This is a genomic window from Labrys sp. F242, assembly GCF_057813875.1.
This window is the reverse complement of the sequence record NZ_JBVASG010000006.1, coordinates 282,781-309,233: the sequence shown is the minus strand read 5'-3', so window position 1 is coordinate 309,233 and position 26,453 is coordinate 282,781. Positions and strand designations below refer to the sequence as shown.

The 26,453-nt window shown below is 63.9% G+C and carries 26 protein-coding genes; 7 read left to right on the top strand and 19 right to left on the bottom strand.

All coding sequences use genetic code 11. The features are described from left to right. Positions 1-51 precede the first annotated feature (51 nt). On the bottom strand, positions 52-1,038 hold the full coding sequence (locus tag ACZYTC_RS29720; RefSeq protein ID WP_488991238.1) for an ABC transporter substrate-binding protein: 987 nt from the start codon (positions 1,036-1,038) through the stop codon (positions 52-54). Positions 1,039-1,339: 301 nt separating this feature from the next. Between ACZYTC_RS29720 and ACZYTC_RS29715 the strand changes: the two genes are divergently transcribed. After that, complete coding sequence (locus ACZYTC_RS29715; protein ID WP_434960023.1) at positions 1,340-1,726, top strand: c-type cytochrome; 387 nt, start codon at positions 1,340-1,342, stop codon at positions 1,724-1,726. Positions 1,727-1,813: 87 nt separating this feature from the next. Here the strand turns inward: ACZYTC_RS29715 and ACZYTC_RS29710 are convergent, their stop codons facing one another. After that, positions 1,814-3,124, bottom strand: a complete 1,311-nt coding sequence (locus ACZYTC_RS29710) for an MFS transporter (protein ID WP_488991237.1) — start codon at positions 3,122-3,124, stop codon at positions 1,814-1,816. Between the two features lie 135 nt (positions 3,125-3,259). Continuing rightward, positions 3,260-3,925 carry a helix-turn-helix transcriptional regulator gene (locus ACZYTC_RS29705; protein WP_434960021.1) on the bottom strand — a complete coding sequence of 222 codons (666 nt, stop codon included), beginning with the start codon at positions 3,923-3,925 and terminating at the stop codon, positions 3,260-3,262. 134 nt (positions 3,926-4,059) lie between these two features. Between ACZYTC_RS29705 and ACZYTC_RS29700 the strand changes: the two genes are divergently transcribed. Further along, the gene (locus ACZYTC_RS29700) at positions 4,060-5,256 is read left to right on the top strand and encodes an NAD(P)-binding domain-containing protein (RefSeq protein ID WP_434960020.1); all 1,197 of its coding nucleotides are present in this window, start codon (positions 4,060-4,062) and stop codon (positions 5,254-5,256) included. A 128-nt stretch (positions 5,257-5,384) separates the two neighbouring features. Here ACZYTC_RS29700 and ACZYTC_RS29695 read toward each other — a convergent pair whose 3' ends face one another. From ACZYTC_RS29695 to ACZYTC_RS29685, 3 genes are all read right to left on the bottom strand, one after another. Continuing rightward, positions 5,385-7,562, bottom strand: coding sequence for a xanthine dehydrogenase family protein molybdopterin-binding subunit (locus ACZYTC_RS29695; protein WP_488991236.1), 2,178 nt, complete (start codon positions 7,560-7,562; stop codon positions 5,385-5,387). Between the two features lie 14 nt (positions 7,563-7,576). Next, positions 7,577-8,029: a (2Fe-2S)-binding protein gene (locus ACZYTC_RS29690; protein WP_441771637.1), complete on the bottom strand. Its 453-nt coding sequence runs from the start codon at positions 8,027-8,029 to the stop codon at positions 7,577-7,579. A 460-nt stretch (positions 8,030-8,489) separates the two neighbouring features. Next, complete coding sequence (locus tag ACZYTC_RS29685) at positions 8,490-8,948, bottom strand: Lrp/AsnC family transcriptional regulator (protein ID WP_068289037.1); 459 nt, start codon at positions 8,946-8,948, stop codon at positions 8,490-8,492. Between the two features lie 123 nt (positions 8,949-9,071). Between ACZYTC_RS29685 and ocd the strand changes: the two genes are divergently transcribed. From ocd to ACZYTC_RS29665, 4 genes are all read left to right on the top strand, one after another. After that, on the top strand, positions 9,072-10,121 hold the full coding sequence (gene ocd, locus ACZYTC_RS29680) for an ornithine cyclodeaminase (RefSeq protein WP_488991235.1): 1,050 nt from the start codon (positions 9,072-9,074) through the stop codon (positions 10,119-10,121). A 67-nt stretch (positions 10,122-10,188) separates the two neighbouring features. Continuing rightward, complete coding sequence (ctlX, locus tag ACZYTC_RS29675; protein WP_488991234.1) at positions 10,189-11,121, top strand: citrulline utilization hydrolase CtlX; 933 nt, start codon at positions 10,189-10,191, stop codon at positions 11,119-11,121. 484 nt (positions 11,122-11,605) lie between these two features. Next, entirely contained in the window at positions 11,606-12,874 is a 1,269-nt protein-coding gene (locus tag ACZYTC_RS29670; RefSeq protein ID WP_488991233.1) for a KAP family P-loop NTPase fold protein, read from the top strand. Beyond that, positions 12,875-13,936, top strand: a complete 1,062-nt coding sequence (locus ACZYTC_RS29665; protein WP_488991232.1) for a hypothetical protein — start codon at positions 12,875-12,877, stop codon at positions 13,934-13,936. 130 nt (positions 13,937-14,066) lie between these two features. Here ACZYTC_RS29665 and ACZYTC_RS29660 read toward each other — a convergent pair whose 3' ends face one another. The 8 genes from ACZYTC_RS29660 to ACZYTC_RS29625 all read right to left on the bottom strand — a co-directional run bounded on the left by ACZYTC_RS29660 (position 14,067) and on the right by ACZYTC_RS29625 (position 20,017). Beyond that, a complete protein-coding gene (locus tag ACZYTC_RS29660) occupies positions 14,067-14,330 on the bottom strand; it encodes a DMT family transporter (protein ID WP_488991231.1) in 264 nt (87 codons plus the stop codon). After that, positions 14,273-14,563 (bottom strand): hypothetical protein, encoded by a 291-nt coding sequence (locus ACZYTC_RS29655; RefSeq protein ID WP_488991230.1) that lies wholly within the window; start codon positions 14,561-14,563, stop codon positions 14,273-14,275. Before ACZYTC_RS29655 ends, ACZYTC_RS29660 begins: the two co-directional genes overlap by 58 nt. 76 nt (positions 14,564-14,639) lie before the next feature. Further along, positions 14,640-15,599 (bottom strand): arginase family protein, encoded by a 960-nt coding sequence (locus ACZYTC_RS29650; RefSeq protein WP_488991229.1) that lies wholly within the window; start codon positions 15,597-15,599, stop codon positions 14,640-14,642. Between the two features lie 74 nt (positions 15,600-15,673). Then, complete coding sequence (locus tag ACZYTC_RS29645; protein WP_481271805.1) at positions 15,674-16,366, bottom strand: ABC transporter permease; 693 nt, start codon at positions 16,364-16,366, stop codon at positions 15,674-15,676. After that, complete coding sequence (locus ACZYTC_RS29640) at positions 16,363-17,052, bottom strand: ABC transporter permease (protein ID WP_488991228.1); 690 nt, start codon at positions 17,050-17,052, stop codon at positions 16,363-16,365. Before ACZYTC_RS29640 ends, ACZYTC_RS29645 begins: the two co-directional genes overlap by 4 nt. A 6-nt stretch (positions 17,053-17,058) precedes the next feature. Then, positions 17,059-17,838: a transporter substrate-binding domain-containing protein gene (locus ACZYTC_RS29635; RefSeq protein ID WP_488991227.1), complete on the bottom strand. Its 780-nt coding sequence runs from the start codon at positions 17,836-17,838 to the stop codon at positions 17,059-17,061. A gap of 250 nt (positions 17,839-18,088) precedes the next feature. Further along, a complete protein-coding gene (locus ACZYTC_RS29630; protein ID WP_488991226.1) occupies positions 18,089-18,859 on the bottom strand; it encodes an ABC transporter ATP-binding protein in 771 nt (256 codons plus the stop codon). Positions 18,860-19,105: 246 nt separating this feature from the next. Next, entirely contained in the window at positions 19,106-20,017 is a 912-nt protein-coding gene (locus ACZYTC_RS29625) for a LysR substrate-binding domain-containing protein (RefSeq protein ID WP_322433168.1), read from the bottom strand. A 96-nt stretch (positions 20,018-20,113) separates the two neighbouring features. Here ACZYTC_RS29625 and ACZYTC_RS29620 point away from each other — a divergent pair, with 96 nt between their 5' ends. Further along, a complete protein-coding gene (locus ACZYTC_RS29620) occupies positions 20,114-20,527 on the top strand; it encodes an NUDIX hydrolase (RefSeq protein ID WP_488991225.1) in 414 nt (137 codons plus the stop codon). A gap of 18 nt (positions 20,528-20,545) precedes the next feature. Here the strand turns inward: ACZYTC_RS29620 and ACZYTC_RS29615 are convergent, their stop codons facing one another. The 5 genes from ACZYTC_RS29615 to ACZYTC_RS29595 all read right to left on the bottom strand — a co-directional run bounded on the left by ACZYTC_RS29615 (position 20,546) and on the right by ACZYTC_RS29595 (position 26,445). Further along, positions 20,546-21,526 carry an ABC transporter permease gene (locus ACZYTC_RS29615; RefSeq protein ID WP_488991224.1) on the bottom strand — a complete coding sequence of 327 codons (981 nt, stop codon included), beginning with the start codon at positions 21,524-21,526 and terminating at the stop codon, positions 20,546-20,548. Then, positions 21,523-22,581 carry an ABC transporter permease gene (locus tag ACZYTC_RS29610; protein ID WP_488991223.1) on the bottom strand — a complete coding sequence of 353 codons (1,059 nt, stop codon included), beginning with the start codon at positions 22,579-22,581 and terminating at the stop codon, positions 21,523-21,525. The genes ACZYTC_RS29615 and ACZYTC_RS29610 overlap by 4 nt, the downstream gene beginning before the upstream one ends. Next, a complete protein-coding gene (locus ACZYTC_RS29605; protein ID WP_488991282.1) occupies positions 22,571-24,100 on the bottom strand; it encodes a sugar ABC transporter ATP-binding protein in 1,530 nt (509 codons plus the stop codon). The genes ACZYTC_RS29610 and ACZYTC_RS29605 overlap by 11 nt, the downstream gene beginning before the upstream one ends. Positions 24,101-24,269: 169 nt before the next feature. Then, entirely contained in the window at positions 24,270-25,298 is a 1,029-nt protein-coding gene (locus tag ACZYTC_RS29600; RefSeq protein WP_434960003.1) for a sugar ABC transporter substrate-binding protein, read from the bottom strand. Positions 25,299-25,449: 151 nt separating this feature from the next. After that, on the bottom strand, positions 25,450-26,445 hold the full coding sequence (locus ACZYTC_RS29595) for an ABC transporter permease (RefSeq protein WP_434960002.1): 996 nt from the start codon (positions 26,443-26,445) through the stop codon (positions 25,450-25,452). Between the last annotated feature and the right edge of the window lie 8 nt (positions 26,446-26,453).

Here is a 26,453-nt window from a genome sequence, read left to right as displayed (position 1 = left end):
GCGAGACCAGCCGGGCCACAACGCCCGCCAGACGCCCCAGACCCGATGCCGTCAGCGCCCCGTCCAATAGAGCCCCTCCGGAAGAGCGGCGGTCTTGCCGACCAGTTTCTCGCCACCGAGCTTGGCCAGCATGGCATAGAGCTTGGCGGCATCGGCGCGCTCCTCCTCGACGGAACGGCTGGGAATGCCGGCGATGAAAGTCCGCTTCAGGACACCGTAGGTTGCCTCGTCATCGGCCTGCATCAAGGGTCGAAGCTGTGTCCATAGCGCCTCCTGGCTGGCCAGCGCCTGCTTGGCCTGCCGCGATATGCGGGCAAAGGCCGAGATCTTCTCATCGGCCTGTGCATCGCCACGCTTGAAGACATAGCCGACGAAGGAAAGCGGCCCCTCGACGCCGAAGGATCTTGCGACCTCGTCGGCACCGATCAGGCGCTTGTAGCCCTTGGCCTCGAGCCGCGCGCAGAAGTTCCAGTAGAGCAGGGCAGCATCGAGTTCCCCTTGTTCCAGCTTCATGCTCAGCAAGGGGGGCGCCCCGAACACCGGCATGGCCGCCTTGGCAAGATCGAGACTGGCCTGATGCTGCGCGTAGGCCTGCAGCATGATCCAGCTCTTGTCGAGCGCTCCGCCGGCCACACCGATGCGCTTGCCGGCAAGATCGGCCACGGTGGCAATCGTCGAGTTCGGCGCCCGCATCACCGCGCCCTCCGATGCCGAGAAAGGCAGGAAGACGATATCGCGCCCCTCGCCGCGCATGCGCGCCGCCCAGAGCAGATCCGACACGATGCTGTCGACGGCATCGCCCAGAAAAGCGATCCGCGACGCATCGTTTGAGGCAAGCTTGAGCGGATCGATCGCCAGACCCGCGGCCTTGTCCAGGCCGAGCGCTCGGATGGCGGCGAGTTCCCATTCGACGGTGCCGAAGGACAGGACACCGAGGCGCAGCGGCGGCAATTGCGCCTGGGCCGTGCCGATGCCGCCTAGAAAACTCGCGCCCAGCCCTGCACCCGCAAGCGCGAAAAATTGTCGCCGCTTCATCATTACCATAACCCGGAACCGGAGCGGGTCATCATGGGCCCATCCCCATCATATTGCTTCTGAAAAGACCGCTGCTGCCGAACCGGGAGCGACCTGATTGCACCCGCCCGCAAGCACGTATCCTCCCTGTGCAGATAATATCTATTCTTGACAAGCAGTGTGGTCATCATTCTTCATGCTGTCCAGTCACTTTACGTTGCGCCTAGACTGATTCACAACGCAGCACGACACATGAAGAATAAAATAAGCAGAAATTAAGCTTAATCTTCAATGACCTTGGATGAACGGTCGAAAGGGAAAGAAAATGCGACAGGTCGCCGTTGGAATTCTTGCCTCTATCCTGATATCGAGTGCCGCCTTCGCGCAAGATGCGGCGCTCGGTGAAAAAGTCTTCATCAAGTGTAAAGTCTGCCATCAGGTTGGAGAAACTGCCAAGAACGCCGTCGGCCCCGAGTTGAACGGAGTAATCGGCCGCAAATCGGGATCCATTGACAGTTATACCTATTCTCCGGCAATGAAGAGCGCCGGCCTGACCTGGGCCGAGGACACTCTCTCAGAATATCTTAAGAACCCAAAACAGAAGGTGCCCGGCAACAAGATGGCCTTTGTCGGCCTGTCGAAGCCGGACGACATCGCCAATGTCATCGCCTTTCTCAAGCAGTTCGATGCCAGCGGCAAGAAGGCACCTTGAGGGCCCCGATGCCCGTTCCGCACCGATACTGAAACCGGTGGCAAGCGGGATCGGGCCATGACCCTCCCGCCGGCCGCGCAGTACCCGTCATTCGGCGGCCACGAATTCCGTTTTCGAATCATGGCCCAGTCCCAGCACCAGCAGGGCCGAGACGAGCGGCAGGAGCGATAGCGCCAGCAGCCCCATGGCGGTGCCTCCCGTCTGGTCCTTGAACCAGCCGATCAGATAGGGTCCGCCAAAGCCGGCGAGATTGCCGATCGAATTGATCAATGCGATGCCGGCCGCAGCCGATGCCCCGCTCAGAAAGGCTGTCGGCAAGGTCCAGAACAGGGAGAAGGTGCAGAACACGCCGATGGCCGCCACCGTCAGCGCGATCATGGTCAGGACGGGATCGGTGAGCGTGCTGGCCGCGGCCAGGGACAAGGCGATCAGGAAGAGTGGCAGAGCGACATGCCAGACCCGTTCGCGGACGCGGTCCGAGTGCTGCGCCCACAGGATCATGGCAACCGAGCCGAACACATAGGGGATCGCCGTCACGAAGCCGGTCTGGATATTACTGAGGCCGAAGGCCTTCACGATCTGCGGCAGCCAAAACTGCATGCCATAGAGCGCCCCGACGAAGCCGAAATAGACCAGGCTCAACACGAGAACCTTGGGCGAGGCCAAGGCCTGGCGCAGGCCCAGATGATGGGCGGCCTGCTTGGCGGCCTCTTCCCGTTCCAGGCGGTCGGAGAGCCACCTTTTCTGCTCTGGACTGAGCCAGCCGGCGGCCGCTGGCCGGTCGGTGAGATAAAACCAGGTCACGATGCCCAGAAGGGCCGCCGGAATACCTTCGAGGATGAAGAGCCATTGCCAGCCTTTCAGGCCGCCGATGCCGTCCATGCCGAGCAGATAGCCGGAAATCGGTGCGCCGATCATGGTCGATACCGGCACGGCGACGGCGAAGGCCGCGAGAATGCGGGCGCGATATTTGGCCGGGTACCAATAGGTCAGATAGAGGATGATGCCCGGAAAGAAGCCGGCCTCCGCCACGCCGAGCAGGAAACGCAACACGTAAAAACTCACCGGTCCTGCGACCAACGCCATCAGCGCGGAGATGATGCCCCAGCTGATCATGATGCGGGCGATCCACCGGCTTGCGCCGACCTTGTGCAGGATGACGTTGCTGGGCACTTCGAAGAGGAAATAGCCGATGAAGAAGATGCCGGCGCCCCAGCTGAACACCAAAGGCGAGAATTTCAGCTCGTCATTCATGGTCAAGGCGGCAAAGCCGAGATTGACGCGGTCGAGATAGGCCAGGAGATAGGCCAGCATCAGGAACGGCAGCAGCTGCCAGGACACGGCCCGCACGGTCGACGCTTCCAGCGCACTCCCCTCTTGTTCCGACATGACGCTCATCGGCCTTTCCTTCCCATTACCGCCGAGCGGTCTTTACGGCCATCCTGAACAGCGGATGGCAACGTGCCGCTCTTTCCATCGCAGACCTACCACCCGTCTCGCGACACCGCGAGACAATGTGGGCGCAACGCCTCACTATCCTTCCTGTCGGATACGATAGGCGCAGCGCCGGGCACCATGGACGATGTGCTCGGTTCGCTCCACCGAGCATTGCGGCCCCAGCATTTCGCGGAAAATCGCGAGTTCCGAGCGGCAGAAGCCCTGGCAGGCCGTGGCAGCCGCGCAGATGGGACAATGGTTTTCGATGAGGATCCAGCCCGCGCCATCCTCGGCGGGGCGCTGCTCGGCCATATAGCCCTCGCGCGTGCGAATCTCGGCGAGCGCGGCAATACGGGCCTCGGGGCCCTCGACCGGGCCAAGCTCGGCCCGGTAGGCCGCGCGCATCTCGTCCTCGCGCGCAGCGATCAGGCGTTCGAGCGCCTCGGGTCCGAGCAGGTCGCGGACATTGCGCAGCAAATTCACCGTCAGCTCGGCATGGGTGTCGGGGAAGCGGCCATGTCCCTGCGCCGTCAGGCGCCAGAACTGGGAGGGCCGGCCGACGCCCCTGGCGACAGATTCGGTCTCGACCAGGCCTTCGGCGGCGAGCTTCATCAATTGCTGGCGGGCGTTCTCGCCGGTCGTGCCGATCGCCTGGCCGAGCTCGGCCGCCGTCTGCTGTCCCCTTGTCTTCAGGAGAAGCAACAGGCGATCGGGTCCCGAGCGCGCTTGCGGGCTCGAATTTTCCAGCTCAGGCGTCGACATGGTCCTCTGCGGGTTATATTCAAAGCGTCAGCTTGCTTTATATGAACTCGGGCAACGGGATGCAATCTCGCCGATGGTTCAGGGCCCGTTTCCACCCTCTTGAATTCCGGGAACCCGGCCTCCACTCTCGCAACATGGCTGAGCATGATGAAGAGGGAGCGAATGCCGCTTCGCCCCCCGCCGATCCGGCAACCGCGCGGGACGTCCACCTCGCCTACAAGGTGGACATCGTCGTGATCGGCGCCGGCCAGGCCGGGCTGTCGAGCGCCTATCATCTGCACGAGCTCGGCCTGCCGGCGGGGCGCGGTTTTCTGGTGCTCGACAAGGCGCCCGCACCGGGCGGGGCCTGGCAATATCGCTGGCCGTCCTTGACGCTGAGCACCGTCAACCGCGTGCACGACCTGCCCGGCATGGCCTTTGCCGAAATCATCGATCCCGGCCTCACCGAGGTGCCGGCGGCGCAAGCGGTGCCGCGCTATTACGAAGCCTATGAGCGCAAATTCGAGCTGCCCGTCTATCGTCCGGTGACGGTCAAGGTCGTCTGCGAGCGCGGCGGCCGCTTCCGGGTCGAGACGGACCGGGAGACCTTTTCGGCCCGCGGCCTCATCAACGCGACCGGCACCTGGGAGACGCCCTATATTCCCGACACTCCCGGCCGGGATCGCTTCAGCGGGCGGCAACTCCACACCCGCGACTACCAGACCGCCGAAGCCTTCGCCGGCCAGCGCGTCCTGGTGGTCGGCGGCGGCATCTCGGCCGTGCAGATCCTCGACGAGATCTCGCGCGTGACCGAGACGATCTGGGTGACCCGACGCGAGCCGCAATTCCGCGAGCGCCCCTTCACGCCCGAGGACGGACGGGCGGCCGTCGCCATCGTCGAGGACCGGGTGCGGCGCGGCCTCATCCCCGGCTCCATCGTCTCGGTCACCGGCCTGCCTCTCACCCCGGCCCTGAGGGCCGCGCGCGAGCGGGGCGTGCTGGCGCGCCGGCCGATGTTCAGCGCGATCACGCAGGACGGCGTGCGCTGGGCCGATGGCAGCGAGGAAAAGGTCGACGTCATCCTGTGGTGCACCGGCTTTCGCTCGTCGCTCGACCATCTGGCGCCGCTGCAGATCCGCGAGGACGATGGCGGCATCGTGATGACCGGCCGCCTGGCGACGCAGGTCGCCCGGGACCCACGCATCCATCTCGTTGGCTACGGTCCCTCGGCCTCGACCATCGGCGCCAATCGCGCCGGCGCCGCGGCGGCCCAGGAGCTGACGGCGACATTGGGGATCGGCGGTATAAGCCCCAATCCCTTACCCTCCCCTGGAGGGGGAGGGTCGGCCTGAAAGGCCGGGGTGGGGTGCAGAAACACGGATCGTGACCATAGAAACAGGTCTTTTTCCGAAGAAGTCACCCCACCCCGAGGCTTCGCCTCGACCCTCCCCTGCAGGGGAGGGTAAGGCAGGTCGCAGTCTCACCCGGTCTTCAGCGCATCCGTGTCGATCGGCAGGGTGCGTACGCGCTTGCCGGTCGCGGCGAAGACGGCGTTGGCGACGGCCGGGCCGACGGCGACGGTCGCCGTCTCCCCGATGCCGCCAGGGGCCTCGGCGCTCTTGACCAGATGGGTTTCCACCACCGGCACCTCGTCGATGCGCATGGGCAGATAGGTGTCGAAATTGCCCTGCTCTACCCGGCCGTCCTTCAAGGTGATGGCGCCGTGCAGCGCCGCGGTGAGGCCGAAGATCGCGCCACCCTCGACCTGCGCGGCGATGGTGTCCGGGTTGACCTGCAGGCCGCAATCGACGGCGCAGGTGAGGCGATGCACCTTGAGCGAGCCGTCGGCGGCCGTCTCGACTTCGGCCACCATCGACATGAAGCTGCCGAAGGCGAACTGCACGGAGACGCCGCGCCCGCGCCCCTTGGGCAGGGGCTTGCCCCAGCCCGCCTTCTCGGCCGCCAGCGTGAGCACGCCGAGCGCCCGCGGGTTGTTGGCGAGCAGTTCCTTGCGATAGGCGACCGGGTCCGCCTTGGCGGCAGCGGCGAGTTCGTCCATGAAGCTCTCGACCACGAAGACGTTGTGCGTCGGCCCGACGCCGCGCCACCAGGAAGTCGAGATGCCCGGCGGTTCGACCCGGACATAGTCGACATGGATGTTGGGCAGGGCATAGGGCGGTTCGGCCGCCGCCTCCACCGCATCGGAATCGATGCCGTCCTTGAAGGCCGGCGGGAAGTAGCGCGCCAGGATCGAGGAGCCGGCGATGCGATGGGTCCAGGCCACCGGCTTGCCTGAGGCATCGAGCCCCGCCGACATCCGGTCGAAATAGTAGGGCCGGTACATGTCGTGCTGGATGTCTTCCTCGCGGCTCCAGATCACCTTCACAGGCCCGTCGACCTGCTGCGCCACCTTGACGGCGCGCGCCACGCCATCGGCCTCCAGCCGGCGCCCGAAGCCGCCGCCGATGAGGTGGTTGTAGACCTTGACCTTGTCCTTGGGCAGGCCGGTGATCTCGGCCGCGACCGCCTGCGCCATGGTGGGCACCTGCGTGCCGACCCAGACATCGCAGCCATCCTTGCGGACATGCACGGTGCAGTTCATCGGCTCCATGGCGGCATGGGCGAGGAAGGGCACCTGGTAGATGGCTTCGAGCTTTTTGGCGGCGCCGGCGAGCGCCTTGGCGGTGTCGCCCTCGTTGCGGGCCACCGCGCCCGGCTGCTTGGAGGCCTCGGTGAGCTGGCTGACGATCCCGGCGCTGTCGACCTTGGCGTTCGGCCCGTCGTCCCAGGTGATGTTGGCGGCGGCGAGGCCCTTCTTGGCCGCACCCATATGGTCGGCGACCACGGCGACGGCATCGTCGGTCTTGACCACCTGGCGCACGCCCTTGACGGCCAGCACCGCCTTGTCGTCCACGGATTTGGGCTTGCCGCCGAACACCGGCGAAATGGCGATGGCGGCGACCTTCATGCCCGGCAGCTTGACGTCGATGCCGAACTCGGCCTTGCCGACCACCTTGTCCGGCGTATCCAGCCGCTTGGCCGGCGTGCCCAGCAGCTTGAAATCCTTGGGGTCCTTGAGGGTGATGCTCTCGGGCTTGGGCACCGGCATGGTCGCGGCGTCGTCGGCGAGCTCGCCATAGCCGAGCGTCGCATTGCTGGCGGGATTGAGCACGGCGCCGTCGCGGGCCGTCAGCTTGGCCGCGTCGACGTTCCAGCGCTTGGCGGCGGCGGCGACCAGCATGGTGCGGGCGGCCGCGCCGGCCTGCCGCAAAGGCAGCCAGAAGGCGCGTATGGTGGTGGAGCCACCCGTCGCCTGGCTGCCGAGCAGGGCATTGCCATAGAGCTTGTCGTCGGGCGGGGAATGTTCGAGCTTGACCTGGTGGAGGCCGACCTCCAGCTCCTCGGCCAGCAGCATGGCCTGGGCGGTATAGACGCCCTGGCCCATCTCGACCATCGGCATCACCAGCGTGACCAGGCCCTGCCTGTCGATGCGGATGAAGGCATTGGGCGCGAAGTCCTTGGCTTCGGCCGCGGCGACCGGCGATCCGGCCAGCGGCGGCAAAGCGAGCGTGAGAACGAAGCCGCCGCCGATGGCGGCTCCCGCCTTCAGGAAGGCGCGGCGATCGAGGTGTGAACGTGTATCGGTACCGTCGGGCATGATCCCTTCCCTCCTCAAGCAGCGGCGTGATGGATGGCGGCGCGGATACGCTGATAGGTGCCGCAGCGGCAGACATTGCCGGACATGGCGGCATCGATGTCCTCGTCGCTCGGCTTGGGCGTGGCGGCGAGCAGGGCCGCGGCCGACATCAGCTGGCCGGACTGGCAATAGCCGCACTGCACCACTTCGAGATCGAGCCAGGCCTTCTGCAAGGCCTTGCCCTGCGCGGTCTGCCCGATCGCCTCGATGGTGGTGACGGCGCTCTCGCCGACGCTTTCCAGCGGCGTGACGCAGGAGCGCGTCGCCGTGCCGTCGACATGCACGGTGCAGGCACCGCACAAGGCGGCACCGCAGCCGAACTTGGTGCCGGTCATGCCCAAAATGTCACGCAGCACCCATAACAGCGGCGTGTCGCCATCGGCATCGATGGTGTGAGCGGTTCCGTTGATCTTGATGGTATAGGCCATGGCAGTCTCCCGCGAGTCGGAAGGGCATATCCCCTCCTTGGAGCCATTCCAGACAATCAGCCTAGGCCTGTCGGGGCAAGGGTTCAATCGATCACAAGCCGGTGTGGGCTTTGGGGCACCCGCATGGCGGGTAGATAGGCCCGACACCTCCCGCAGTCAGGGAGCGCAACCTTGCCCAGTAGCGCACAACCAGCCTTCTCCACGAAGTGGTCTTTGCGTTTCTGAAAGAAATGCATGGGGTGGCCCGGCGAAGCCGGGTCGGATGGGGTGTGGTGTGCAGCGCGATGCCCTACGACAACTGGCACAACGGTCGTGCCAATCCCTCGATCCGAGTTGCGCTGCCCGCCACACCCCATCCGTCATTGCTTCGCAATGACACCTTCCCCACTTTGTGGAGAAGGCTGGTTGCGCCTTGTTCTGTTGGGGCACCGAGGCGACCGCGACAGTCCGCTGCCCCGCCTCACACACTGCTCAGCAGCAGGCTCGTCTCGCTGTTCGACACCCCGTCGATCAGCCGGACCTCGCGCAGCACGCGGTCGAATTCGGCCAGGCTCGCGGCGCGGATGTTGGCGACCAGGTCCCAATTGCCGTTGGTGGTGTGCAGCGTGTGCACCTCCGGCAAGCCGCGCAGCTTGCGGATGACCTGCGTGGTCGACTTGCCAACCACCTCGATCATCATCACCGCATGCACGGCGTTCATGTCGTAATCCTCGCGGACGCGGGCGGTGAAGCCGAGCAGCGTGCCAGTCTCGATCAGGCGGTCGAGCCGGTTCTGCACGGTGCCGCGCGCCACGCCCAGGGCATCGGCGAGCTTGGAAAGGGAGGCCCGGCCATCGGTGCGCAGATGCGCGATGATGCCGCGGTCGAGCGCATCGGGAATATATTTGACCGTTTCGGCGTCCCGGCCCGTCACTGACATTTTTCTCAACCCGACCTAGCAATCTGTATAATCCGTTGACGGATTTAACACAGGATTGCGATTTCGGTGAACATTCGTACGGCCTACAACTAGAAACAACAGTGACCGTTCCGGGATCCTTCGATGACCGCTCCCCTGCCCTCCGAGAAGGCGATGGTGCCTTTCGTCAGCGTCGACAACATGATGCGCCTCGTCCACCATCTCGGCATCGAGCGGGTGCTGGCCGAATTGACCGACCTGATCGAGGAGGATTTCGGCCGCTGGGAGAGCTTCGACAAGACCCCGCGCGTCGCCAGCCATTCGCGGGACGGCGTGATCGAGCTGATGCCGACTTCGGACGGCACCATCTACGGCTTCAAATATGTCAACGGGCATCCCAAGAACACCGCCGAGGGCCTGCAGACCGTCACCGCCTTCGGCCTGCTCGCCGATGTCGCCACCGGCTATCCCGTGCTGCTGACCGAGATGACGCTGCTGACGGCGCTGCGCACTGCGGCGACCTCGGCCATGGCCGCCCGCCACCTCGCCCCCAAAGGCGGTAAGGTGATGGCGATGATCGGCAATGGCGCCCAGGCCGAGTTCCAGGCCCTCGCCATGAAGGCGGTGTGCGGCATCGACACTGTCAGGCTCTACGACATCGATCCCAAGGCGACGCAGAAGACCGCCCGCAACCTTCAGGGCAGCGGCCTCACCGTCATCCCCTGCACCTCCTCGCAGCAGGCGATCGAGGGCGCCGCCATCGTCACCACCTGCACCGCCGACAAGCAGTTCGCCACCATCCTCACCGACAACATGGTCGGCCCCGGCATCCACATCAACGCCATCGGCGGCGACTGCCCCGGCAAGACCGAGCTGCACAAGGACATCCTCCTGCGCGCCGACTGCTTCGTGGAATATCCGCCGCAGACCTGGATCGAGGGCGAGATCCAGCAGATGGAGCGCTCCTACCCGATCACCGAGCTCTGGCAGGTCGTCACCGGCCAGGTGCCGGGCCGGCGCGACGAGCGCCAGATCACTTTGTTCGACAGCGTGGGCTTCGCCATCGAGGACTTCTCGGCCCTGCGCTACCTGCGCGCCCAGATCGTCGGCACCGATTTCTACCAGGAGCTCGACATGATCGCCGATCCCGACGACCCGCGCGACCTCTTCGGCATGCTGCAGCGCGCCCGCTGAGGCGCCGCGACCCCACCCTCCCCCTCCAGGGGAGGGTGCAGACTCACGCCCCCTTCCGGAGCCCCCCATGTCCAAGCGCCCTGCCTTCTCGGTCCAGGCCCCCTCCGCCGTGGTGATGGTTCGCCCGCACCACTTCACCGTCAACACCGAGACGGCCGCCGACAATCATTTCCAGGTCGCGGGCAGCGGAGGGGAAGACCTCGCCCCGCTCGCTCATGCCGAGATCACCAGGGCGGCCGAGACGCTGGCGGCCGACGGCGTCACCGTGCATCTCTTCGAGGACGAAAGCCGGACAACCCCGGATTCGGTGTTTCCCAACAACTGGTTCTCCACCCATGCCGGCGGCCATGTCGCCCTCTATCCGATGAAGGCGCCGAGCCGGCGGCGCGAGCGCCGGGCCGACGTCATCGAGATGCTGAAGACCGATTACCGCGTGCAGGAGGTCATCGACTATTCGGGCCTCGAGCCCGACGGCCTGTTCCTGGAAGGCACCGGCGCCATGGTGCTCGACCATATCGACAGGGTGGCCTATGCCGTGCGCTCCGACCGCACCGACCCGATCGCCCTCGAGCGCTTCTGCACCCATTTCAACTTCGAGCCGATGGCCTTCGACGCCCGCGACGACAAGGGAGCCGCGATCTACCACACCAATGTCTTGATGTGCGTCGCCACCGATTTCGTGCTGATCGGCCTCGACATGATCGTCGACGCCGCCCGCAAGGCCGAGATCATCGCCCGCCTCGAACGCTCCGGCCGCGACGTGCTGGCGCTGAGCAACCGCCAGATCGAGAACTTTGCCGGCAACGCAATCGAATTGCAGGGCAAGGACAGCCGCCTCCTCGCCCTCTCGACCACGGCGCTGGCAGCCCTGACGCCTGAGCAGCGCGGGATCATCGAGCAAAGCGCCATTTGCGTCGCCCTCGACATCCCCACCATCGAACGCGCGGGGGGATCCGTGCGGTGCACGCTGGCGGGGGTGCATCTCACGCCGAGGGGCTGAGGGAAGGAAGCGAGGAGCTCGCTTTGTATTGCTATCAATTGCATTTGGGAGAGGCTTGCCAATCTATTTGAAGCTTACCTCAATGAAGCCATTTTAATTACAGACGGAACTTAGCAGGTAACCCCTTTACGCGACCTTGCATCAACAACTGCCTGATCTTCATGCCGATCGTAGAAATCCACTCCGACGCATCTTGAGATGCTCGAGTCAATGTGAATTTAATTCACGATAAAATTACTAAAAAATATAGATCTTACTATTGATTATTATTTTCTATATAGCGAATCGACACAATGTTACCCTAACATTTCGACGTTATGGCAAATCGCATTGTAATTATACGAACTGAATGTAATGATAAAAAACGGATAAGCTCCCAGATTTAATCAATTAGGTTGCCACTCAAAGGTATAGATTCTAAGATCGCATCCAGAATGGCTCCGTTTCGAGCTTCACGGACAGGCATATCAGTCGTACCATTGCAATGCGTCATAGTGATCGCCCAATCTCTCATCCTGACGACGACGTATTGGGGCGATCTGATTTCGCACTCGCGCTCGCCCGATCGATTGACCAACTAAGCGTGGCAAAAGACGGGTTCGTCATCGGTCTCATTGGGGCCTGGGGAGCAGGTAAATCCAGCGTCGCTGAGCTAACCGTTCGCTACTTAAAGCATAGCGACATGATCCGGGCCGACGAGGGGAATACACCGAGCCTTCAAGAACTAGAAGAAATGTCCCGCAAATTTTCTCGGGTCGAACCAATTACGGAATCACTAATAGCCAACAACCTCGATGTTGATTTGTGGGATCGCAATCACCGTGACCGCGAATTCCTTAAGGCATGCGGCTCCAAAGAAGACGCAACTTTGGCGCTCAAATACTGGTACCTAAAGCGCACCGTCGAAAATGACCCCAGGAACATTATTGTTCGCTTTTCCCCATGGCTATTCCCAGGAAGGGCCGAACTAGCCAGTGCACTAATCAGCGATTTGGCACGTGCGATTGGAGAAAAGCTAGGAGATGAAGTTCGCGAGGCATTCGCGTCTGTGCTGAGTCGCCTTACCCAGGCAGTTCCATTGGCAGGCGCAGCCACGGACATGGTGACTGGGGGAGTTTTCGGTAGTCTCTTTTCTACCGGCGTTGATCTTTCCGACAAGCTTGCCAAACGGCTTACCACTGGGCCGACGCTAGAAAGCGTTCGCGATCGGCTACGGCAAACATTGCGGAACCTCGGCACGAAAAAGATAGTCGTCGTGGTAGACGACCTCGACCGATTAACTCCAATAGAAGCGGTCGAAATGGTATCGCTTCTTAAAGGCCTCGGCGACCTACCCAACGTGATCTATTTGCTCTGCTACGATGAGGAGAGACTTTCTCGCTTGATTACCACGGCGTTGCAGGTTAGTGGAAATGAGTATCTTCAAAAGATCGTTCAGTATTCCATTCATCTTCCGCCACTTGACGCCGCTGACATTTCTAATCTTCTGAATGTCGACCTGCGGGAAATTATTCCGACCTTGCATGCGGAGGAGCAACATAGGCTTCGAATCGCGTGGTTTCTGGTGCTAAGGCACTATTTACGAACTCCTCGTGACGTCCGCAGACTAATGAACGCGTTTTCGGTTGCTAGCGCCGGGCTCGGCGATCACACGGACCCAGTCGATCTCCTTATCTTGGAGACAATCCGAATTTACGAACCGTCGATTTACAATTGGGTCCGCGAGAACCTAGATCAACTTGTGGAGCGTTAGGTGTCTGTACAGGATATATTAAAAGACCAGCTATTGACCTTGATGGGAAATGCCAAAAATAGCGAGGCCGCAAGCGCCGCTGTTTCAATGCTATTTCCAAAATTAAAAAAGCTGCTCAGCACAGACCTGCTTGATACCGGTGACAAAGAAGGAGAAGGGCGCGGCCGTAAAATCAGGCAAGCTGATTTCGCACCCGTTTATTTTCGCTTGACGCCCGACACTGGTCTTTGGAGTAAATCTCAGCTAGAGCAGCTGAAGAATAGCGAACCGGAAATCGTCTTTGATGTATTCCGCGCTCATATTCGAGCAAAAAACGCATCAGAAAAACAAAAAATTCGACGTATCATTCTTGATTTTTTGGAAGAAGTGATAAAGACTGAAAACAACCGCAAAAAATGGTTGGTTGCATTGCTGAATAATGCCTCTATTTTACTTGAAAATGAAAATTGGAAGACCGCAAATATTTTTGATTATTCAAATGACGACTTGACTCGGATAATGCTGACGCAGGTCATGGTGACTCTGAACGTAGATGAGCGCGCCACACTTCTAAAGAATGCGATATTTGAGGCAAGTGATATTTCCCTGCTTTGCGAGCTTATGCGCTCTATCTCGGGAGATACGCAAGCCGATGGAGCAGCCTACCGCCCCGATAGCCTCGGTACAGCAACTCAAGAGCTGCGTGATGCCCTCTTGAATCGACTAAGGCAGATGGCCATTGACGGCGCCTTGCACAAGCAGGCCCAGCTCGGTGATATTCTCTGGTATTGGTGGGGCACCGGGAATGAAAACGAGGTTCGAGAATATACCGATCGCCTGATGGAGACCGAAGATGGTCTCCGCATTCTACTAGATATACCAATCAGTTATGTGAGGTCAACAGCTGGAAATTACGAGCATATAAATCAAGCCTCTTGGAACATGATCGTTGATCTTAAGAGATTAGAGAAATTTGCTTTACTATTGAGGGAATCGCAGCGTGAAAACGACAGAATTGTCGCCGACCGGTTCTTACACGCGCTTAATAAAGGTCGCACCTCTGATTTCAACATACGGGATTAAGGCATAGTATCAGGAATAATACATCTGACTGATATCTTTGGAATTACGGTGACAGTGCAGTTAATTGAAGACAGAAGATCGCGAAGGGTCAGATGCCGCCGACAGCTCTCCGGCATCCATCTTACCCTTCTCAAGCAACGTCGCGCCTTTGCTTGATCATTACGGATAACACCAAGCCAGTAACGATAAAAGCCGCGCCCCAGATGTCGTAGTCGTGCAGGCTTTCCCCGAGCAGGAGATAGGCGAGCAGGGCCACGAAGACGGTCTGCAGGTAAAGCAGCATGCTGGCACGGCCGGCGCCGAGCGCCTCGACGCTGCGATTGTAGAGATAATACATCAGCACGCCGCCCGGCCCGGCCAGATAGGCGAGCGCCGGCAGGCCATTGACGCGCAAGGCCCAGTCGCCGCGCGCTCAGTTCCCACAGATAGAAGGGCAAGGGCGGCAAGGGAGCCGGCGCCAAGCAGGACCACCACCTTGGGCAGCAGGGGGATGCCGAATTTCGAGCGGCGCAGCAGCACGGCGTAGAGGCCCCAGCAGAAGGTGCTGCCGACGATCCGCAATTCGCCGGCACTGAACTGCAGCCCCTTGAGCGCGCCGAGATCGCCATGAGCGACGATGACCAGCATGCCGGCCAAAGGCTATGAACGGCGGCACTTCGTACGAACAGCCGCCGGCTCCTCACCGGCGGCCCCCCCTCGTCCCTCACGCCCTCTGCCGCGCAATCACCCCCAGCGCCGTGGTGATCACCCTGGCAAACGTCAGCGCGCCGATCCCATCCACATCCCGCTCGGGCATGAATTCCACGAAGTCCATCGCCTCGATGCGGCCGCGGCGGGCGGCGCCCTTGATGAGGTCGACGAGCTGGTAGTAGGTGAGGCCCCCCGGGGCGCGGCCGATGACGCCGGGCACCAGGGCCGGGTCGAGGGCGTCGGCGTCGATGCAGATGACGATGCGGCTGCCTTCGGGGATGAGGTCGAGCGCGGCCTCGACGCCCTGGCGGTGCAGGTCATGGGCCGGCACGAATGTCACGCCCCAGGCCAGCGCATCCTCATAGTCGCTGGTCGCGGCCGAGCCGATGCCGCGGGCGCCGACCTGGATGATGCGCTCGATATGGGGCATTTCCGACGCCCGGCGCATGGTGGAGGAGAGGCCGAGGCGCTCGTCCATATGCACCTCGCGCCAGTCGATATGGGCATCGATCTGCAGGATGGTGTAGCGGGCGCCCGCCTCCGCCCCCAGGGCTTCGAGCATGGGGATGGGGATGGAATCATCGCCCCCCAGGACGATCGGCACCGCCCCGCGGGCGCGGATGGCCTTGACGGCAGCGGCGATGGCGGCGCGGTTGGCGGCGCCGTCGCTCTCGTCATAGGGCAGGTTGCCGCAATCGACGGCGCGCAGGCGCGGCTCCGGGAAGACCTTGCCGCCATTGTCGAAATCATGGCGGTCGACATTGGCGGTGAAGGCGGCGGTGGCGCGGCGCAGGGCGTCGGGCGCGTTGCGGCAATAGGCGCCGACGGAGCGATAGGGCGTGGCGCAGGGCGCGCCGATCAGGGCGATCGGGGCGGTGAGCGTCGCAAGGTCGCGGCATTCCTCCAGGCCGAGGAAGGTGAGGGTATCGGCCGCCGCGCCGAACAGCGCGCCGAGATCGGCTTTCTGGTTCATGATGGGGATCCTCTATGCGGGCCGCCCGCGGGCGGCATCGGGTTGGAAAAGCGGGGGATGGCCGGCGGCGAACCTCAGGACGGGCGGACGTCGAGGTAGCCGGCCCAGCGGCGCTCGACGAGACGGAAGGCGCCGACCAGGACGAAGGTCAAAGTGAGGTAGACGATCGCGGCCGCGACATAGGGCTCGAACTGGATGTAGTAGTTCAGCGTGATCATGCGGGCGACGCCGGTGGTCTCCAGCAAAGTGACGGTGCTGGCGAGCGAGGTGGCGTGCAGCATCATGATGGTCTCGTTGCCGTAGAGCGGCAGCGCCCGGGTCAGCATCGCCGGCACCAGGATGCGCCGCGCCCGCGTCCAGCCGGACATGCCATAGGCGGTGGCGGCCTCCACCTCGCCGGGCGGGATGTGGCGCAGCGCCCCGGCGAAGATCTCGGTGGTGTAGGCTGTGGTGTTGAGCACGAAGGCGATCAGCACGCAGACGAGCGGGCTGGAGAGCCAGGGCCAGAGCAGGCTGGCGCGCACGAGCTCGAACTGGGCGAGGCCGAAATAGATTAGGAAGAGCTGCACCAGAAGCGGCGTGCCGCGGAACACCAGCGTATAGGCGAAGACGAGGTGGCGGATCAGCCGGTTGGCGCTGTTGCGCGCGAAGGAGAGCGGGATGGCGAGGCAGAAGGAGATCGCCAGGGACGCGACGGTGAGGGTCAGCGTCAGCTGGGCGCCCTCGGCATAGAGGCCGAGATTTTCGGCAATGACGTCCCAGTTCATGGCGCCAGCTTCCTTGTGCCGAGTTCGTAGCGCCGCGCCAGCCAGGCCAGCACCAGCATGGAGAGGATGGTGATGGCGAGATAGAAGCCGCCGGCGACCAGGTAGAAGGTGAAGGGCTTGCCGGTGGCCTCGGCCGCCCCCTTGGCGCGGAACATCACGTCCTGCAGGCCGATGAGGGAGACCAGCGCCGTCGCCTTGACCAGCACCAGCCAGTTGTTGGTGAAGCCGGGCAGCGCCAGGCGGATCATCTGCGGCAGCACGATGCGGGTGAAGGTGCGGGTGCGGCTGAGGCCATAGGCCTGCGCCGCCTCGATCTGGCCGCGGGGGATGTTGAGAAGCGCGCTCTTGAAGGTCTCGGTCATGTAGGCGCCGAAGATCAGCCCGAGCGTGGCGATGCCGGCGCCCAGCGGGGAGAACTCGGCATGGATGTCGAAGCCGAGCCATTCGCCGAGCTGATCGATGAAAGAGGGCAGGCTGTAGAAGACCAGCAGCATCATCACCAGATCGGGGATGCCGCGCACCACGAAGGTGTAGATCCCCGCGAGCGCCGCCAGCGTCCTATGGCGCGAGACCTTGCACAGGGCCGCGCCGAGGCCGAGGAGGACGGCCACCACCAGCGAGGCGAAGGCAAGCAGCAGGGTGATCGCCCCTGCCGCCAGGATCGTGCGGACGAAATCGAGGACCATCTCCGGTCATTCGCCGAAATGTTTGGCGTCCAGCGCCTTGAGCTTGCCGTTGTCCCTGAGGATGGCGAGGCCCTTGTTGATCTCGGCCACCAGCGCGGTGTTCTTCTTGCCGATGGCGATGGCGACGCCCTCGCCGAACTCCTTGGCGTCCTTGCCGGTGAGCTGCGGGCCGACCAGCTCGTACTCCTTGCCGGCGTCCGACTTCAGGAAGCTGGCGCTGATCTGGGCCTGGTAGCTGATATGGAGCTCGGCTCGGCCGGCGGTCAGCTCCAGATAGGGCGCGCTGCCGGTGTCGTAGCGCTTGATGGTGGCCTTGGGGAAATGGCTGGTGACATAGGCGTCCATCGGCGTTCCCGTCTGCACCGCGATGGTCTTGCCGGCCATGCCCTCGGGCGTGAACTCGTAGGAAGAGCCCTTCTTGGCCACGAAGCGGAAGATCGGGTGGTTGTAGATGTCGGAGAAGGCGATCACCTTGCGGCGCTTCTCGGTGACGGTGAGCTGGGAGATCAGCGCATCATATTTGCCGTCGATCAGGCCGGGGATCATGCCGTCCCAGGCGGCGTTGAAGATGTCGCAATCGAGCTTGGCGGCCTCGCAGATCGCCTGCATCAGCTCGACGTCGTAGCCGACCAGCTTGCCGTTGGCATCGATCGATTCGAAGGGCGGGAAGGTGGCGTCGGTGGCGATCTTGATCTTGTCGGCGGCCTGGGCGCTGAGGGCCTGGGCGCCGGAGGCGGCAAGGCCGAGCAGGAGGGCGGCGATGGCGTTTCTGAAGCGAATGCTCATGATGGGTCTCTCGGGATGGGATTTGTCGTTGTGGAAGCCGGTTTCCACCGGCCTTGGTGGGGTCGATTTACCCTCCCCTGAAGGTGGAGGGTCGAGGCGAAGCCTCGGGGTGGGGTGAAAATGTGGAGGTCGTCATGATGGAAACCACTTTGTTTTTTGCCGAAGATCACCCCACCCCGGCCTTTTCAGGCCGGCACCAGGCACTTCAAAGAGGAAGTGCCGATACCTCCAGGGGAGGGTGAAGCGATGGCTAGTGCTGCAAACGCCCGGCAAGGAATTGCCGCAGCCTGTCGCTGCGGGCATCGGTGAAAACGGCTTCGGGCCGGCCCTCTTCCTCGATGGCGCCGTTGTGCAGGAACACGACGCGGCTGGAGGCATGGCGCGCAAAGCCCATCTCATGCGTCACCACGATCATGGTGCGGCCCTCCTCGGCGAGGGCCTGCATGACCTTGAGCACCTCGCTCACCAGCTCCGGATCGAGCGCCGAGGTCGGCTCGTCGAACAGCATCACGTCGGGGTTCATGCTGAGCGCCCGGGCGATCGCCACGCGCTGCTGCTGGCCGCCGGAGAGATGGGCGGGATAGCGCTGCAGCACCTCCTGGCCGAGGCCGACCTTGGCGAGATTGGCCCTGGCCCGCTCGGTCGCTTCCGCCTTGGAGACGCCCAGCACGCTGATCGGCGCCTCGATGACATTGTCGATCACGCTCATATGCGACCACAGGCAGAAATTCTGGAACACCATGGCGAGGCGGCTGCGCATGCGCTGAAGCTGTCTCTTGTCGGTCGCCCTGAGGAAGCCGTCGCCATCCCTGGCCGTCTTCAGCGCCTCGCCGTCGATGACGATGCTGCCGGCGGTGGGGCGCTCGAGGAAATTGATGCAGCGCAGGAAGGTGCTCTTGCCCGAGCCGCTGGCTCCGATGATGCTGATGACGTCACCGGCCGCGGCCTGGAGCGACACGCCCTTGAGGACCTCGACCTTGCCATAGGATTTGCGGATGCCGTCCACGGCCAGCTTGTGCATGCTTCTTCCCAATCCGGCCGCGTTCGTCCGCCACCAAGACCCCTCTCCTGCGCCGGGCTTGTCCGCCCATCGCGACGATGCTCATAAAATCAGAAGGCCGGTTTGGGGCAATTGATATTTGATCATCAAATAGATGACGCCATTTCATCTATTGTGCATTTCCAATGCATATTGCCTGCGAAGGAGGCATCGCCTGGCGGCGTATTCGGTCAATTCCTGAACTAGTCTCAACTGTACACCATCCAGTCAACCGATCTGCCAGGCGGCGGCATCCTTGCCGAAGCGCGCCAGCAGCCAGCGCAGGAAGAGCCGCACGCCCGAGCGCTGCAGGCCGGCATGGGTGGAGACCACATACCAGCCGCCGAAGGCGTCGATGGCGGTGGAAAAGGGTCGCAGCAGCGTGCCGTTCCTGACGTCCGCGCCCGAGAGCGTGTCGCTCGCCAGGGCGACGCCGGTACCGTTGATGGCGAGGTCGATCGCCATGCCGAGATCGCTGCAATAGAGATGGCGGCTATAGGGCCCGAAGTCGCGCTCGCCGGCCTCGGAGAGCCAGCGCCGCCATTCCGAGCCATCGTCCCAGTGCAGCAGGATGGCGCTGCGCAGCTCCACCGGGCTGGTGATGCGCCGGCCGATGCGCTGGAACAAGGTCGGGCTGCAGACGGGCATGATGCTGACATGGGCAAGCTGTGCCGACCATTTGTCGTCCCAGCCGCCGGCGCCGAAGACGATGCCGATATCGGCATCCACCAGCTCGTGGATGCGGTGGTTCTCGGTGAGCTTGATATGGCATTCGACGGCGAGATGGTCCTGGCAAAAATCGGCGAGGTTCTTGGCGAGCCAGCCGCTGGCGAACATCGGCGGGCAGGCGATGCCGATGCGCCCGCCATCCTGGTCCGCCTCGGACAGGCGCAGCGCGGTGTTGGTGATGTCCTGCAGCGCGGCCGAGACCGTCTTGGCGAAGACACGGCCGGCATCGGTGAGCACCACCCCGCGCCCGGCCTTGTGGAAGAGCGGATAGCCCAGCACCTCCTCCAGCCGGCGCAGCTGGTGGCTGACGGCGCTGTCGGTCAGGGCAAGCTCCCCGGCGGCTTTGGTCAGGCTTTCATGCCGCGCAGCCGCCTCGAAGGTGCGCAGCACGCCGAGCGGCAGGTTACGCATCGCCGCGCCCCGTCATGACGCCAGCCTGGCCTTCATCCTCCACCTCGGATCTCCCAAAATATGGATGGCGGCCGGGATATCACCTAGGATGGCGCCATGTCCTCCCCCGATGCGATTCGTATTGCAGCCGCCGTCATCGTCCGTCCCGACGGTATGACACTCCTGGTCAGAAAACGAGGGACATCGGCCTTCATGCAGCCGGGCGGCAAGATCGAGCCCGACGAGCAGCCCCGGCAGGCCCTGTGCCGCGAGCTCGCCGAGGAGATCGGCCTTGCGGTCGATCCGGCGCGCCCTGTCTATCTCGGCCGGTTCGAAGCCCCGGCTGCGCATGAGGACAACCGGATGGTCGAGGCCGAGATCTTCCGCCTCGACATCGCCGAGCCGGTCGCCGCCACCGCCGAGATCGAGGAAATCGCCTGGGTCGACCCCAGCGCACCTGGCCCGCTGCCCCTCGCCGCCCTGACGCGCGACCATGTGCTGGCCCTCGCGACGGCGCGCGGTGCGGGCTAGCCTTCTGCCGAATCCGTCTCAGCTCTCACGCCGGCCGGCAAAGGCCAGCAGCAAGGCAAGGAAGATCAGGACCCCGGCACCGACCTGCTGCCAATAGAAATTCCAGCCGATCAGCAGGAGGCCGTTGGAGACGAAGCCGAACAGCAGAACGCCGAGGATCGTGCCGGGAATGCTGGCGCGCCGGTTACGGCTGAGCGAAGTGCCGATGAAGGCCGCGCCGATGGCGTTGAGCAGATAGGCATTGCCCGAATAGGGCACATAGGCGTTGACGTTGGACGACAGCAGGATGCCGGTCACGGCGGCGACGGCGCCGGAGAGGATATAGACGATCGCCAGGATCCGCCGCACCGGCAGGCCGGAATAGCGCGCGACCTCCTCCTGCGTGCCGACGGCCAGGACAGTGCGGCCGAAACTCGATTTCTCCAGGAGGAGCCAGGCGCCGAGCGCCAGCACCGCGACGAGAAGCAGCGAGACCGGCACCCCGAGGAGGGTGCCATGGCCGATGAAGGCGAGCGCGGGCGGTATGCTGCCGGCCGGCACATAGACGGGATTGCCGCCGTCGGTAGTGAGCTGCTGGAGGCTGTGGCCGATGAACAGCGTGCCCAGCGTCGCCAGGAAGGGCGTGATCGACAGCCGCGCGATCAGGAAGGCGTTGAAGAGCCCGGTGCCGATGCCCGCGCCGACGCCATAGAGGCAGGCGAGCGCCACAGGCTGGCCCGAGGAGACCGCCGAGACGAAGGCGAGGCTGCCGAGATCAACCGCCGTGCCCACCGACAGATCCGTGCCGCCCGAGGCCACCGTCAAGGTCATGGCGATGGCGACGATGGCCGTCAGGGCGACATTGTTGACAAGCACGCCGGTGATGTTTCCAAGCGTCAGGAAGCCCGGCGCCAGCACGGAGAAGACGGCTACGACCAGCACGAGCGCCAGCGGAATGCCGAAGCGCAGCAGTTCGGATGCCGGCCGGATGCGCGGCCCTTCGGCTCCAACGGCGCTCATGACGCCCTCCTGCGTGCGAGATTGGCGGTGGCGGCGACGACGGCCAGGATCAGCACGCCCTCGATGCCATTGACCCAATAGGTCGAGACATGGAGGAGCTGGAACCCGTTGGTGAGCGCGCCCAGGAAGACGGCGGCGAGCAGCGTGCCTGCCACGGTTGGCAGCAGCCGGCGCGAAAACATGAAGCCTAGAAAGGCGGTTGCCACCACCGGCAGCAGCATGTCGCCCGAGCCTCCGGTCGCGCCATTGAGGAAGGCGACCGAAACCACGCCAGCCAGCCCGCCCAGCAGCCCGCTGGCGATATAGGACAGCGCGACATAGCGATGGATGGCGATGCCGGCGGCCTTGGCCGCCTCGCGATGCCCGCCCACCGCATAGGCGCGCAGGCCGAAGGGCGTGAGATGCAGCAGCACGGCCAGCAGCGCGCACAGGGCAAGGAGCAACCAGCCGAGCACGGGAATGTCGAGCGGGCCGGCCAGGCCGAGCCAGTCGATCAGCGGCGAGGTGGCGGGAATGGTGGTGTTCTCGGTCACCACCAGTTCGAGCCCGGCGCAGACATTCATGGCGGCCAGGGTCGCCAGCAGAGGCAGGATCCGCAGCCAGACCACGGCAAGCGCGTTGACCAGGCCGACGAGGAGGCCGACGCCGAGCGCGGCCGCCACGCAGGTCGTGTCAGAGAAGCCGGCCTGGTTGAGCAGGGCAAAGACGGCGGCCGAAAGCCCGAGCGTGCCGGCAAGGGAGAGGTCGATGCCGCCGGCGATCACATCCGAACCGCCGGTGATCAGCACCAGCGTCAGGCCAAAGCCCAAGATGCCCAGCACCGCCGATTGCGACAGGATGAGGCCGATATTGGCGGGCGAGACGAAGGAGGGCACGTTGACAGCGAAGAAGGCCATCACAGCCAGGAAGAACAGCAGCCCGCCGGCCCGGACCAGGCGCGCGCCGGCGCCTCCCGCCAGATCACGCCAGCTCGCACCGGCCCTGGATTCATGAGGCTTGGGGTAGATCGAGGCCGATGTCGCGGATGCAACCGCTTCCAGGGTTTCATGCGGCATGGCTGGCTCCTTCCCCGGGATCGGCGCCCGTCAGGGCCGCGGCCAGCAGCTGGTCGGACGAGGTGGCCGCGGTCTCGTAGGTGCCGACCACGGCGCCGCGATGCATCACCAGGACGCGGTCGCACACGCCCAGGAGCTCGTCGAGATCGGCAGAGAGCAGCAGGATGCCCGCCCCCTCCTCCGCCAGCTCGGCGATAAGGCGATAGATCTCGGCCTTGGCCGCGACGTCGACCCCGACCGTCGGCTCGTCAAGCACATAGATGTCGGAGCGACGGGCCAGCCATTTGGCGATCACCACCTTCTGCTGGTTGCCGCCGCTGAGGGTGCGCACGGCTGCGTCCTGGCCGCTGGCCTTGATCTTGAGCGCCTCGATCAGCTTCGACAGTTTCGAACGCTCGCCGGAGCGGTCGAGCCAGCCCAGGCGCGTGATCTGGCCGAGGCTGGCAAGTGTGGCGTTCTCGCGGATGGAGAGGCCGAGCGCCACGCCCTGGGCCCTGCGGTCCTCCGGCACCAGAGCGAGACCCGCCTGCGCCGCCGCCACGGGGCTGGAGAGGCGCCGCACACGTCCATCGACCTCGATGGTGCCCGCCCGCGCCGGCCGCAGTCCGAACAAGGCCTGGACGAGTTCCTTAGCTCCCGAGCCGAGCAGCCCGGTCAGCCCGATCACCTCGCCGCGATGCACCGTCAGGGACACATTGGCAAAGGCCGGCGGCGCACCGAGGCCGGCAAGGGACAGCACGGGCTTGCCGCGTTCAGCGCGATGCTTGGGGAACAGGTCCTTGACGTCGCGATCGACCATCAGGCGGGTAATCTCACTGATGGTCGTGCGCGAGGGCTCGAGATGGGCGACATCCCGGCCGTTGCGCATAATGGTCACGACATCGCAGATGCGTTCGATCTCGGCCAGGTAATGCGAGATGTAGATGCTGGTCAGGCCGTGCGCCTTCAGTTGCGCGATGGCGGCGAACAGGCTCTCGACCTCGCGCTTGGCCAGCGCCGCCGTGGGCTCGTCGAAGATGATCAGGCGGGGCTTGGCCAGCAGCGCACGCGTGATCTGAACGATCTGCTGCTGCGCCGTCGACAGGTCGCGGATGAGTGCGCCGCGAGGCAACGTGATGCCGAAGAAATGCCGCAGGGCCTCGTCCGCGCGGCGCTGCAGGCTCGGCTGCCAAACGCCGAGGCGCGACCCCACGGTTTCGCGCCCCAGGAACAGCGCTTCGCCGACCGTCGCGGTCGGCACCAGCAGCCGGTCCTGGTGGATGAAGGCGATGCCGAGTTGCTCGGCCTTCTGGGGCGAGAGATGATCGAGCGGCCGGCCCTCGAATTCGATGCTGCCGGCTTCCGGGCTGACGAGACCGGCCAAAGCCTTGATCAGGGTCGACTTGCCGGCGCCGTTCTGCCCGACCAGGCCGTGGACGGTGCCGGGCGCGACCACGAGTGAAGCGTCATCGAGGGCCCGGGTCGGTCCGAAGGTCTTGACGAGGCCGCGCATGGCCAGAACGGGAGATATGGATGTCATGGCGTCGATCACCGGCCAGCTCAGCCCTTGCTCAGAGGAATGCGGCACGGGACCGGCCACGAGGAAGAGCCACCCCATCCGGGCTTGCGGATGGGGTGGCTGGGCAGGATGGTGTCAACGAGGGCACCCTGCGGGGTTGGTCGGATGCGGGTCGATCAGGTAATGGCGATCAAGCCTGGCCGAGCTGCTTTTGCACCTCGGCGGCGTTCTTCTTGTTGGCGATGACGGCCGGCAGGAAAGTCTGCGAGGGCAGCGTGGTATCGCCGTTGAGATAGCGGGCGAGGTTCAAGACCGCCTGGCGGCCGATGACCGAGGGCTGCTGGGCCGCCACCGCACCGGCCGGCGCCTTGGGATCCTTGACCAGCGCCAGCACCTCGGGGGTGCCGTCGACGCCATAGGTGAGGATCTCGCTGCGCCCTGCGGCGATCAGGGCCTGGGTGGCGCCGAGCTGGGGAATGTCCCAGGCCGACCAGATCGCCGAGATCGACCCCTTGTCCGGATATTTGCTGAGCAGGGCGGTGATCTGCGCATAGGCGTCCTGCACCGTGTTGGGGATGACGTCGCGCAACTCGGGCTGGATGATCTTCACCTCGGGATAATATTTGAGGACGTTGCGCAGCTGGGTGTAGCGGATCTCGCAGACAGGAACGCCCGAAAAGCCGTTGAAGACGACGACATTGCCCTTGCCGCCGATATCGGAGACCAGCTGCAAGGCGAGCTGGGCACCCAGGGAGAAATTGTCCGAGGTCGCCGTGTTGATGACGTTGGTCGAGGGCAGGTCGACTGAAAAGACCGGGATGCCGGCCTGGCGCAGCTTCTTCAGCCAGGGGTCGACGACCGAGAGGGTGCCGAGCGTCTGGATCACCGCATCCGGCTTTTGCGTCACCAACGTCTGCAGCTGGCTGACCAGCGTCTTGTCGTTGCGCCCGGCATCGAGCCCGATCGGCGTACCGCCGAGTTCCTTCACGGTCTCGACCTGGGCCTGATAGGCCTTCAGGTCGAAGAAATGGTCGGTACCCGCGACGCTGATCGCGATGGTCTTACCCTTGAGGGAGGGCAATCCCGCTTCAGGCTTGGCCGCTTCCGGTTTGGCGGCATCGTCGGCCCGGGCAGTGCCGCCCAAGGCTGCGGCGGCAGCCAGGGCCGAGCCCATTTTCAGAAGCGAGCGGCGCCCGAGCGGCGTGGAGGAAGTCGTCATCGTGTCGGTCCAGCTTTGATCTCAGCCCGTCTGTCGAGGCCTGGTCAGAGCACACACGTTTGCCGATTATATGTCAACTAAATTTATAGACTTAATATATTGAAATCATCGAGCGCTTCCCAAGCCGACCGTGAGGATGCCCATCGGCCGCTCATCCGGCTGCCGCCAGCGGGTCGCGCAGCCTGGTGATGGCATCGACCAGGAAGTTGCAGGCCACGAAGATCGCCGCGGTGAAGATGGTGGTGCCGATCACCACGGGAAAATCCCCGTCCAGCGCGGCATTGATCGCCAGCCTGCCGACACCGTCGAGGCCGAAGATCTGCTCGGTCACGATCGCCCCGCCCATGATCACCGCCAGTTCCAGCCCGGCCAGGGTGATGATGGGATTGAGGGCGGCCTTGAGCGCATGGCCGACCTGGACGCGCCATTCGCTCAGGCCCTTGGCCCGGGCCGTGCGAATATAGTCCGCTCCCAATACGTCCAGCATGGCCGCCCGCACCACACGTTGGAAGATGCCGATCTCCGCGATCGCCAACGTCAGCCAGGGCAAGGCCAGATGACGAGCCCATTCGAAGGGATTGTCGAAGAAGGGCACGTAGCCGCTGCTCGGGAACCAGTCGATGCCCACGGTCGAGAGCTGGTAGAACAGGAAGAAGGACAACAACATCCCGCTCAGGAAGGTGGGAACCGACAGCCCGACATAGGCGATGGCCGCCAGAGCATGGTCGAGCAGGGAGCCGGGCCGCCGCGCCGCCAGGATCCCCAGCACCAGCGAGACCGCCATCCAGATCACCAGCGCTCCCAAAGCGAGCGAGAAGGTCACGGGCACCTTGTCGAGGATCAGCTCGGTGACGCCCGTCTGTTTGCGGAAGGAATAGCCCAGACCCGGCGGCCAGTGCGCGAGCCCCATCGCCGCCCCCTGGATGTCCGGACCGCGATAGAGATATTGCCAGAGCTGGACATGCCAGGGCTCGTCGAGGCGCAGCGCATGGGCGACTGCATCGATCGCCTGCTGATTGGCATTGCGCGGCGCCAGCATCACCGCCGGATTCTGGTAGGCGAGGCGTGTGATGAAGAAGGCGATGACGAGGACGATCACCAAGGTGGTGACCGCCCTGAAGGCCAGGCCGAGAATGAAGCGCAGCATGATCCGTC